General features: G+C 52.6%; 6 protein-coding genes. All 6 read right to left on the bottom strand.

What is annotated here, in order from left to right:
• Positions 1-334: 334 nt before the first annotated feature.
• The 6 genes from C7E10_RS11190 to C7E10_RS12255 all read right to left on the bottom strand — a co-directional run bounded on the left by C7E10_RS11190 (position 335) and on the right by C7E10_RS12255 (position 10,908).
• Positions 335-1,144, bottom strand: coding sequence for a M13-type metalloendopeptidase (locus tag C7E10_RS11190; protein ID WP_160101889.1), 810 nt, complete (start codon positions 1,142-1,144; stop codon positions 335-337).
• A 219-nt stretch (positions 1,145-1,363) separates the two neighbouring features.
• Positions 1,364-2,440 carry an IS30 family transposase gene (locus C7E10_RS11185; RefSeq protein WP_105325528.1) on the bottom strand — a complete coding sequence of 359 codons (1,077 nt, stop codon included), beginning with the start codon at positions 2,438-2,440 and terminating at the stop codon, positions 1,364-1,366.
• Positions 2,441-2,531: 91 nt separating this feature from the next.
• A complete protein-coding gene (locus tag C7E10_RS11180; RefSeq protein WP_105327341.1) occupies positions 2,532-3,971 on the bottom strand; it encodes a gluzincin family metallopeptidase in 1,440 nt (479 codons plus the stop codon).
• A gap of 302 nt (positions 3,972-4,273) precedes the next feature.
• Positions 4,274-5,818: a glutamine-hydrolyzing GMP synthase gene (guaA, locus tag C7E10_RS11175; RefSeq protein ID WP_105327340.1), complete on the bottom strand. Its 1,545-nt coding sequence runs from the start codon at positions 5,816-5,818 to the stop codon at positions 4,274-4,276.
• Positions 5,819-5,889: 71 nt separating this feature from the next.
• Positions 5,890-7,158, bottom strand: a complete 1,269-nt coding sequence (uraA, locus tag C7E10_RS11170) for a uracil permease (RefSeq protein WP_105327339.1) — start codon at positions 7,156-7,158, stop codon at positions 5,890-5,892.
• Between the two features lie 336 nt (positions 7,159-7,494).
• Positions 7,495-10,908 carry a hypothetical protein gene (locus C7E10_RS12255; protein WP_200820225.1) on the bottom strand — a complete coding sequence of 1,138 codons (3,414 nt, stop codon included), beginning with the start codon at positions 10,906-10,908 and terminating at the stop codon, positions 7,495-7,497.
• Between the last annotated feature and the right edge of the window lie 160 nt (positions 10,909-11,068).

The raw sequence follows: 11,068 nt of genomic DNA, 5'->3' as shown, positions 1-11,068 counted from the left end.
CCTGAGTGGTTCGCATTATGCCAATCAGCTTCGCTCTCCGAGCTCGCTTCTTGGAATGCTATCACATGGCTCATATTAACCAATAGTCCCTTAAAAAGCTGATGGACTATTGGATATGAGCGCAACGCTTGTAGGGGCCGCTCCTATCCAACAGGTTTCTGTTTCTTACCGATGTTAATGCTACATTCCAGCTGGTGATTGACCGATAGCGGTTTGAATGCCTTCTTCAAGCGTCACGAGCTTAACCAAGGAAGTTTCCCCTTCTCCCCACAACCAAGTCAGCCCGGGAAGCACTGCTCCCCGGGCTGGTCTTTAGCTGATAAGCAAAGCATTTCTACCACACCAGAATCCGGTCCTCCGGATCCAGGTACATGGTATCGCCTTTCTTCACGTGATACGTCCGATAGAATTCATCGAACTGCTGCAAGGTCACATTAATCCGCAGGTACGACAGCGGGTGCACATCGTGATACAGGATGTACTTGATGGCCTGGGGCGTGGCCAGATAGGCCCAGATTTTGGCGTAGGCCCGGAAGAACCGGTCGTAGTCCGCATTGGGTTTCTGGGCCAGAATGGACAGCATAGCCTTCAGTCCCGTCATATCCGCAATGGCTTCCGTCTGAATAAAAGCCCCGTTCAGATGAATCCCGTCAAAGGGCACAATGTTGTCATAATACTCCCGTACCCTCTTAGCCCGATCCTGGAACTTTTCGTAGTCCACCTTGGTCCACCAATTTCTCAGGTTCCCCTTCTCATCAAACTGGGCCCCGTTGGTATCAAAGGCGTGGGTGATTTCGTGCCCAATTACGGCGCCAATACCCCCGTACAGCTCCTCGTCCGCCATACCCGGCACATAGAACGGCGGATTCAGGATACCCACCATGATGTTGATGGAATTGTCCAAAGGATAATAGGAAGCGTTGCACTGGAGGATGTTCTGGTTCCAGTCATCCGGATCCACCTTGGTATCCACCCGGTCAAAGGCCCGTTCCAGGGCAAACAGCTTGCACTTGCGCTGAGCCTCCCAGAAGGAATCCTGGGAAATGTCCAGGGACCCGTAGTCGTAGAACTTATTAGGGTAAGCCGCGTGGATTACCATGTGGTCCAGCTTTCGCAGGGCCATCTGCCGGGTTGCGTCAGACAACCAGGTTTCCTCCTGGAGCATGGTCCGGTAGTAGGAAATAATCTTTTTGGTAAATTGCAAGTTGAATTTGAACAACTATAATCAAGAAACACACTCAATAGCATAAACTTCATCGAGGAATGCATCAAATAGCTCTGACGGCGTATGGTAGCCCAAAACACGACGTGGGCGCTGGTTCAGCGTATNGGTAAATTGCAAGTTGAATTTGAACAACTATAATCAAGAAACACACTCAATAGCATAAACTTCATCGAGGAATGCATCAAATAGCTCTGACGGCGTATGGTAGCCCAAAACACGACGTGGGCGCTGGTTCAGCGTATCTGCCATGTTCAGGATATCCTCATCAGAGAACCGCTCTACGGACATGCCCTTTGGGATGAAATCCCTCAGCAAGCCATTGTGGCGTTCGTTTTGAGCCCGTTCCCACGAGCTGTACGAATGTGTAAAGTACATCTTGGTGCCGAGACTCTCGAACTGTGACAAGTTCTCAAACTCAGGACCGTTATCGGCCGTCATCGTCTTAAAAATCTGGCTGAAGCGCTCTGCGCCATATAGCTCCTGCAACTGTGCAAGAGCGGATTCAACGCCGGCACAGGTACGTCCAGGAATGCGGATGGCGATGTAGTTGCGCGTAACCTTTTCAACAGCAGTGAAGACTACTGCCTCACGGCCTGCACGCTGACCAACGACCGTGTCCACTTCCCAGTGGCCAATTTCGGTACCTTCATTGACGACGGCAGGACGTTCCTCAATGGAGCGACCCTTCATACGCTTGTTCTTACGTACCCATTTCCGACGGTGTTTATGCTTTAAGGCTCGCGGGACTTCGAAGAGCGACAGCGGAAGCTTATTAGCCCAAAGCATGTTGTAAAGCGTCTTGGTACAGGGAATCTGTTCCGGCGTAAATAGCTTGTTCCGCCTAGCATAGCCAACGCAGGCATCCAGTGACCAACGTTCCTGGCGGACTTGTTCTACCATCCATTGGATGAACGATTCGCAGTCGTCATGATCGATTTTGCAAGTCTTCCTGGAGTTCTTGCGATTCTTTGCGTATGCCTTCTGACCGCGCTTTGCCATATACTGTGGGGCACGACCGTGCTTGCTTTTTCGTTCCGGCGTTCCACGCCGAAGCTCATAGAAAACAGTCGTATGAGCACATCCTACTGCAGCAGCAATGTTGCGAAGGGAAAGCCCTTGACGATGCAGAGCTTGAATCATACCACGTTCTTCCAAAGAAAGATGGCGGCCGGGGATACGTACGTCCTCCATTGTGTTAGAATGGATGTGATCCATCGTGATTGCTCCTTTGTTGATGATTTCTCGCAAAACCATTTTAGCATGAGGCTTCACTATGGATTTTTATTTTTTGATTAACTGTTCAAGTTCATTTTACAACTGACCAAATAATCTTTTTGCACAGATTCGTAATATCCGCTTTCATTTGGGGCGACGCATAGCTGGCCAGGTACACCTGTTCCAGGGGCTCCAGCAGATCCCGCTTCACTTCCCGCAGGGCCAGCCGTTCGTCCGAAGGCCGGCCAAAGCCAAAGTTCATCTTGTTGAATTCCCAGCCTACATCATCTGCTGCCCGGTCCAGGGATTGCAGCCGGCTCAGTACCAGCCGCACCAGCATATCATTTTTGAACCGATTCAGGTTTCTTTGCGTATACAGCTGGTTAAAACCTCTCAAATACGCCGGATGCTCCACATTGATGACCTTGGCCTTATCCATTCTCCGGGTGACAAAATACGCATGGAGCGGATAATTGGGCACCAGGGCTTCCACCTGAGCTGGGGTCATGGGGTTCCGGTTCATGGCGATAAAGTTCTGGGAAAGCTTGTCCTCGCTGGTATAGACATATTCCGCCAGCTCAGCTTCCAGCTCCAGGGCATCCTTGTACATGGCAACGGCGTCCTTTTGGGTATACCCCAGCCGCTCCATCATCTTGCCAAAAGCCAGCTGGTTGGCCTCATTCCGGCGCCGGCCCACGTCCGTCCGCACGGTAAACTCGGTGGTAAAGCCCAGCAGCGTGTCAAACCCATCCTGAATCCCTACCCCATAGACAGAGGTATCCTCCCATTGGGGCATGACGTAGCTGATAATGTAGTTGGGATAAAGCAGCCCTTCCCGGCTGCTGAGCAGTTTGGACAGTTCGCCCAGGGTCTTGACGTTCTGAATGGCTGCCATTTCCTGTTTCAGGGGCTGCACCCCCAGTTTGTTCCGGGCGTCCCAGTCCAAATATTTATGATACAAAGCCTGGACCAGCTCCGCATTGTGCCCGGTCAGGGACGAATCCTGCAAAAGGCCGTGGAGCTTCTGGTTCATCACTTCTTCCGCATCATCAAAAGCGCCCTTTTCTACTTTGTCGGGCTTGATTTCGCTGGTGAGAATCCATTGCTTGTTGGCGTAAATGCTGTAGTCTTCCCCAGGGGAAGCAGGCGTGTTCGCCGTCACATTACTTTTGGCATTGGAATCCACCCACGGATGCCCGCCCTTGAGATTGATGCCGCTGTCGTTACTGCTGCTGGCCGTGGTGCTAATAGGCTGCACCTGGGGCTTGGGCTCGTCCGGGGACTTCTCTCCGCCGCAAATGCTCAGCTTGTTCGTATGGGTAATAATGGGAACGGGCAGCAGCTCATCCTCCAGGGGCACCTTGGTAATGCCAATATCCAAAACGGGCATAGCCTCAGATTTAAGGGCTGCTTGGGGGAACACGGGGCCCATTCTTACGCAGGGTCCGACGGCCTGAACTTGACCGCCTGGCAGCAAACCTGCCAAAAGAAGCGCCAGCAGAACCTGTACGATTCTTTCTTTTCCTTTCATAAGAATCCCCCCTCTATCCAAACTGTAGAGGAAAGCTCCCCTACAGGTATAAAGAAATTGCTGAAAATTCTACTATCCTCTATTGTTATTATAAGCGTTTTCCGGAAATAGTGCAATTTTATAAATAACATTATGTACAACAGGGGTTGACCATGCCCTAGAGTGTCATTATTAGAGCAAATTTCTAGGAAATAGAAGCCCACCCTCTGTACGCATCCAGTGGACATTTATCGTCCATTTCAACCAAAAAGAAACCCCTGCAAAAGCCCTTTCAGGCCCTTGCAGAGGTTTTACGTTTTGTTTTATTCCCACTCGATGGTTGCAGGCGGTTTGCTGGTGATATCATAGACCACCCGGTTTACGCCCGGTACTTCGTTGACAATGCGGCGGGATACCAGATCCAGTACATGGTACGGAATATGGGACCAGTCGCTGGTCATGCCATCGGTGCTGTTTACGGCACGGAGGGCAATGGTGTTGCTGTAGGTCCGGAAGTCACCCATAACCCCTACGCTGCGGATATTGGGCAGGCAGGCAAAATACTGCCAGATGGAACGGTCCAGACCGGCGTTGGCAATTTCCTCACGGAAAATGGCATCGGCTTCCCGTACAATCTTCAGCTTTTCTTCGGTCACTTCACCCAGTACCCGGATGGCCAGGCCAGGACCCGGGAAGGGCTGGCGCCATACCAGTTCAGAAGGAATGCCCAGTTCTTCGCCTACGGCGCGCACTTCGTCCTTGAACAGTGCCCGCAGAGGTTCAATCAGGCCCAGGTTCATGTCCTTGGGCAGGCCGCCTACGTTATGATGGCTCTTAATGGTGGCAGAGGTGCCGGTACCGCCGGATTCTACTACGTCCGGATAAATGGTGCCCTGTACCAGATAGTCCACGTGGCCGATTTTCTTGGATTCTTCTTCAAATACGCGAATGAATTCTTCGCCGATGATTTTCCGTTTGGTTTCCGGATCGCTGACGCCTTTCAGCTTGCTCAGGAACCGTTCCTGGGCGTTGACCCGGATCAGGTTCATGTCGAAATCTCTCTTGAAGATTTGTTCTACCTGGTCGCCTTCGTCCTTGCGCAGCAGACCGTGGTCTACGAATACGCAGGTCAGCTGCTTGCCCACAGCCTTGTGGACCAGTACAGCAGCTACGGAGGAATCCACGCCGCCGCTCATGGCGCACAGTACGTTCTTGTCCCCTACCTTTTCCCGGATTTCCGCAATCTGGGTCTGGGCAAAGGAAGACATGGTCCAGTCGCCTTTCAGGTCGCAGATGTTGAACAGGAAGTTGCTGAACATTTGCTTGCCAAAGGGAGTATGCATAACTTCCGGGTGGAGCTGCACGCCGTACAGTTTCTTGTCCTCGTTCATCATGGCAGCTACCGGGCATTCGGTGGTATGGGCGATGACGGTAAAGCCTTCCGGCACCTTTTCCACATAGTCCTGGTGGCTCATCCAGCAGATATTGTTCTTTTCCAGTCCGGAGAACAAACGGGTTTCGTTATCCAGCACGATGGCCGTTTTCCCGTATTCGCCGCTGCCTGCGTGAGTCACTACGCCGCCCAGGGTCTTGGCCATGAACTGATGGCCGTAGCAGATACCCAGAACAGGAATCCCCATTTTGAACACGCCTGCGTCAACGGCAGGGGTATTTTCGGCATATACACTGTTGGGGCCGCCGGATAAAATAATGGCTTTCGGTTTCTTTGCTTCGATTTGTTCCAGGGTGTACGTATAAGGAATGATTTCGCAATACACATTGCATTCCCGTACCCGTCTGGCAATCAGCTGGCTGTATTGGGCGCCAAAGTCAACGACCAGGACAACCTCATGCTGTAAATTTTCCATACCCATTCTCCTTCTCATTGTTCTAGTTTTAACAATATATCATACTTCCAACAATCTTTCAATTCTCTTGCTTACGCTTCACGGCTCCAGCCCAGTTTCTCAAAAACCAGGAAGCACAGGCTGGCAATAATAGCCACCACCGTAGCAAGCCCCATGCCCTTGAGCTGCACAGGACCAACGTGAACGGCAGCGCCGCTCAGGCCGGAAACCATGGTTACAGCAGTCAGAATCAGGTTCTTGGATTTGGTGAAGTCCACCTTCCGTTCCACCATCATACGCAGGCCGGAGGCTGCAATAAAGCCAAACAACAGGATGCAGACGCCGCCCATAACCGGAGTAGGAATGCCGTGGATGACAGCGGCAATCTTACCAATGAAGGAAAACAGGATGGCGAAGATGGCTGCGCCGCCGATAACCCAGGTGCTGTACACGCCGGTAATGGCCATAACCCCCATGTTTTCCCCGTAGGTAGTGTTGGGGGTGGAACCCAGGAGCCCGGACAGCACGTTGGAAATACCATCGGCAATCAGGGAGCGGTGCAGGCCCGGATCCTTAATCAGGTCACGGCCTACAATGTCGCTGGTGACGAACAGGTGTCCCAGATGTTCTGCCAGTACCACAAACAGGGCGGGCAGAATCATCAAAATGGCGTTCAGGTTAAAGTGGGGCTGGTAGAAGGTGGGGAAAGAGAACCAGGCAGCGGAAGCCACTGCGGAGAAGTTCACCACACCCATCACGTAGCTGAGCACATAGCCGGCCACTACGCCAATCAAAATAGGGATAATACCGATAAAGCCCCGGCCCAAAATGGTAGCCAGCACCGTTACCACCAGGGTGAACATGGAAATAGTAATGGCCTGGGCGTTGGTCATTCCCTGCACCGGGTCGCCAAAACCGCTCATGCTCATGGCCAGCGGCGCCAGTTCCAGACCGATGATGGCTACAATGGAGCCCATGGCAGCCGGCGGGAACAGCACGTCAATCCAGTCCGTACCGATTTTCCGAACCAAAAGGCCGATCAGGATAAAGCACAAACCAAAGGCAATGAACCCGCCCTGGGCATCTCCGTAGCTCATGCCCGCAGTGGAACACACCGCCAGCACCGGGGAAATAAACGCAAAGCTGGACCCCAGGTACGCCGGCAGGCGCCATTTGCAGATAGTCAGGTACAGCAGGGTTCCTACCCCGTTCATAAACAGGGCCGTGGACGGATCCACGTGCAGCAGGAAGGGCACCAAAACCGTAGAGCCAAACATGGCAAACAAATGCTGCAGGCTCAGGGGGATGGTTTCAAGGATAGGTAGTTTTTCCTCTACATGGATGATACGTCGTTCTTCCATTAATTTCTCTCCTTTGTTTTGTTCAGTTCATAACATACTAGACATATATTACCATAAAAAAGCATACTATGGGAGACATTTTTTCGTAAACGTTCGTGTTTTTCTTTCTGCCCGCTGTTTTCTTTCCCACATTCCCCCTTTTACATACAGAGCCGGTGTACAGGAGAGATTCGCCCTAAAGGACTTCTCCTGCTCACCGGCTGTATAGTTCCAGTTCCTGCTCAGCCTGACCGCCGCCTACTCCCCTGCGGGGGCCCTGCCTTGCAGAAACGAGCAACTGCATTTGCTTGCAGTTCCCGCTCCGTATGCAATTGTCCGGAGCTGGCGAAAAGTTCGTCAGATGTGGAAGTTCAGCCGGGTATTAAAGGTAAAGCCCTTCTGTCTTCCGGCCCAGCCCGTAACCCGTACTGTCAGGTCATAAGGCTCCTTCCGGGTGGCTTCCTTGCTCCACCCCAGTTCCAACAGGCCGCTAGAACCTTTCCGGCTGGGGCTCTCGGTCCGCAGAGGCCGGGCCGCCTCGTAGGTGGCGCCGCCTGCCGCATTCCATTCGTATTCCCAGCCTGCGCCCACGTACAGTTTTTGGTGGGGCGCAATACCATAGCCGTAGCGTACGCCCAGTCGGGAGGCCACGGAATTCAGGGCATCAAAGTTGTAGGACGCGTCGCCATTGACGGTGTGCAGGGTTACCGAATCCCCGGCCGTATGGGTCCAGAATAGCTTGCCGTATACATCCAGGTTGGAGTCATGGGGCAGGGTATAAATCTTGCCCAGGCCCCCGTGCATGGCCAGGTAGGCCGAACCGGAGCTGTAGGCACCCCGGCTGCCGTTCACCATACCGGAATAGCTGCCCTTCACGTAGCCTCCGTGCAGGCTGCCTTCGTAGTAGAACCCATTGGTATTATCCCGGCGCAGGAGAACCCCGCCGCCGTAATAGCTGTGGTCCCCGTCGCCCCGGCTGCCGCTGTCCATAAAGGTGGTATAGTTGTCCCGGCCATATTCCCCAAAGAGCATCACCGTGTCAATATACGTTTCTTCCTGGAGCCGGCGCACCAGGCCCAGGTTCCCGTTCATCCCATGGGTTTTCACCTGGGAGCCGGTGTCGTAGCGGAGGGCTTCCCCGCCCACCACAATGTACGGAGTGAACTTGGCCTGGGCTTCTGCATTGATCATAAAGTCCTTCTGGTCTTCGGGAGCTTCCTTGACTCCCACACCGCCCGGGGTGTAGGGACCGCTCTGGTAGGCAGAGGCCATGGAGGCTGCCAACGCCCCATCCAGCCCTGCGGTAGCAGCAAACTGGGCGCTGGTTTTCACCAGGTCCAGGCCGCCCATATGGGCATCCACCAACGTCTTGGTTCCGTCCGCCAGCTGTGCCGCCGGATCCGGTTTGGGTTCAGGCTTCGGCTCTGGTTCCGGTTCGGGTTCGAGCTCAGGTTCTGGCTCGGGTTCCGGTTCAGGCTCCGGTTCCGGCTTAGGCGGCAGTTTGGTAATGGTGGCAATAATCTTTTTATCCCCATCCTTCTTCACTTCCACCCCAGCCTGGGCAAAACCCGCATCAGTAAGAACGCCATAGGAGGTATCACCATCCGTAGTAACACCCTTCTCGTTAACCAGCAGGTTAATCTTATCCCCTACGTTCAGAATGGTGGCGTCGCTGGCGCCGGCCTTGATGGTGTCCCCTGTAAGGTCCGTAGCCTCTCCGCCGCTAATGGTCAGCATGGTATCGCCGTTCACCGCTTCCTTGGGAATGTAGAAGTTCAGGTTTTGGAAAGCGGTGATTTCTTTTACGTTGTTATTTAAGGTGTAGACGTTGAGGGTGTTGTTCGTACCGTTCACGCCATTGACGATATACGTACCGCTGTCGTATTCCTGGCTTACGAGGCCGCCGCTGAGGTGAAGGCCTGAGGCGGAAACCGTCCCTAGCAGATTGATGGTATTATCCTTGGCTTCCGTACGGCCGACGCCGGCCACGATATCGATGTCATCGCCATCAGAAGTGCCTGCGGCAAAGGTAACGCCGTCTTCGATGTTCACTGTATTACCATCGGCTACGGTGCCTTGGCCGCCGTAAAAGACGGTGCCGACGCCCAGGTTGGCGCCTTTTTGCAGGTTAATAGTATTTTCATTAGCTTCTTTATTCAAGGGGCCATAATAATAGGCGTAGACAGAGTCAGAAGAGCCACAGACGAGAACGCCTGCGTCCAAGGTGCCGGATATGTTCACCGTATTTTTATCACCTATATTATCTCCTCCATAATTCCAGGCTCCCACAACCAGAGCGCCCTCACCTACATAGCCTTCGATAGTCACGGTATTTTCGTTGACCGTTGCTCTGGCTCCATCCGTGCTGCCAGCTGCCAGGATAGTGCCATAGCCTACACTCCCTGTTTTGCCTACAGTAAGGCTATTGCCGCTAACGACGCTGCCAGGGTCTTCTGCCGAGCCGGCAGTGGTATTGGTCTGTGCTCCCAGCGTGCCATCGATTTTCACGGTATTTCCTTTGGCTTCCGTAGCCCCGCGGCCGCTAATCACTGTGGAGGCCACGTTAGATACTGTGGCTCCCTGGTCGATAAGTAGATGGTTATTGTTAGCTGTTCCGGAAGAAAAGCCGCCATTTAATTGTTTAAAATTGGTCAGTGTGCCGCTGGTCAAATGGACGGTGTTGCCATTGGCTTCGCCATACATGTCGTTTTTGCCGCTGACAATGCCCAAATTGGGTTCATTCAGTGTCACATCCGTCAGCGTAATGGTATTCCCGTCAGCCTTACTGCCTTCGGCGTTGCCATGATTGGAGCTATAGACCCAACCGCCAATGATTTCACCGCTTAGGGTACTGTTTTTGATGGTTGTCTGATTCTGGCTGGCGCTGGTGCCGCCTTGAATATAAGCTGTGTGGACATTGTCAATAGTGCTGTCTTCTATTTGGACCGTATTTCCATCCGCCGTGTAGCCTTCATAGCCACCATAGATATACCTGAAATTGCTATTATGCACAATCACGGTATTCGCATCCGAGCGGGAGCCGTAGTCTATCTTGCCGTCGTTTGCCGATCTGCCCCCAAAGATATCTCCGCCTGTGGAGTCCCAGACTTCTACGGTATTATGGGAAACGACGCTGGTATTGCTGTTGGACTTGCCGCCGTAAAGGCTAAATTCTAAGGCAGAGCCGGCTTTTTTGACACCGTTCATATGGAGCACATTATATGTGGCATTGCCAGTTTGACTGTAGCCACCATAGGCTTTATCAAATTGCGCGGCATCGCTTATATTGAGTTGATTATTCGTAACCGTGCCGTTATTGCTCATGGCCGCAGCAAGTTCAGAAGCACTGCCGCCCGTCACGGTAACGGTATTGCTGGGCGTCGTGCCGCCTTCTGTGTAGGTACCGATGGTGCCAGCATCCGAGTACATCCCGGCAACATATGCCAGCTGCTGCGAGGTCCCGGTGCTGGTAATGGATACGTCCTTACCGATTACCGGTTCTGCTTCTGTATCCATATAAAAGCCGAACAAAGCCGTCTTCCCAGGGTTCGCGGGCGTAAAGGAACCAATATTGATAGTCAGTTTGTTATCCGTCTGTGCAGGGGCATATACACTATACCCCTCACTCCCCATCACCTGAACCTTTGAAGTTGTCGCTAAATCCCCCACACTGGTAATGGTCGTTTCCGCCTGCACTTTCCCCGGTCCCCACAGGAAGGAGCCAAGGATGGTGAGCAGTACGGCCATATGTAGTTGTTTTCTGCTTCTCATTCTTCCCACCCCCTTGGAAAGCCTAAGACCGCATTGACCTTTTTGATTGCCCCATATCATCACATTTACAAAAATATCAATTACAGAATATATTTTTCTGCCATTTTATTACTTTTATTATACCACAATCCCTCTTTCTTGTATTCTGAATTATTACAAT

Origin of the sequence: Acidaminococcus hominis, from assembly GCF_900291475.1 — a bacterium.
Classification (GTDB): Bacteria; Bacillota; Negativicutes; order Acidaminococcales; family Acidaminococcaceae; genus Acidaminococcus; species Acidaminococcus hominis.
Note: the sequence above shows the minus strand (reverse complement) of the source record. Positions and strands in the feature narration are given on the sequence as shown.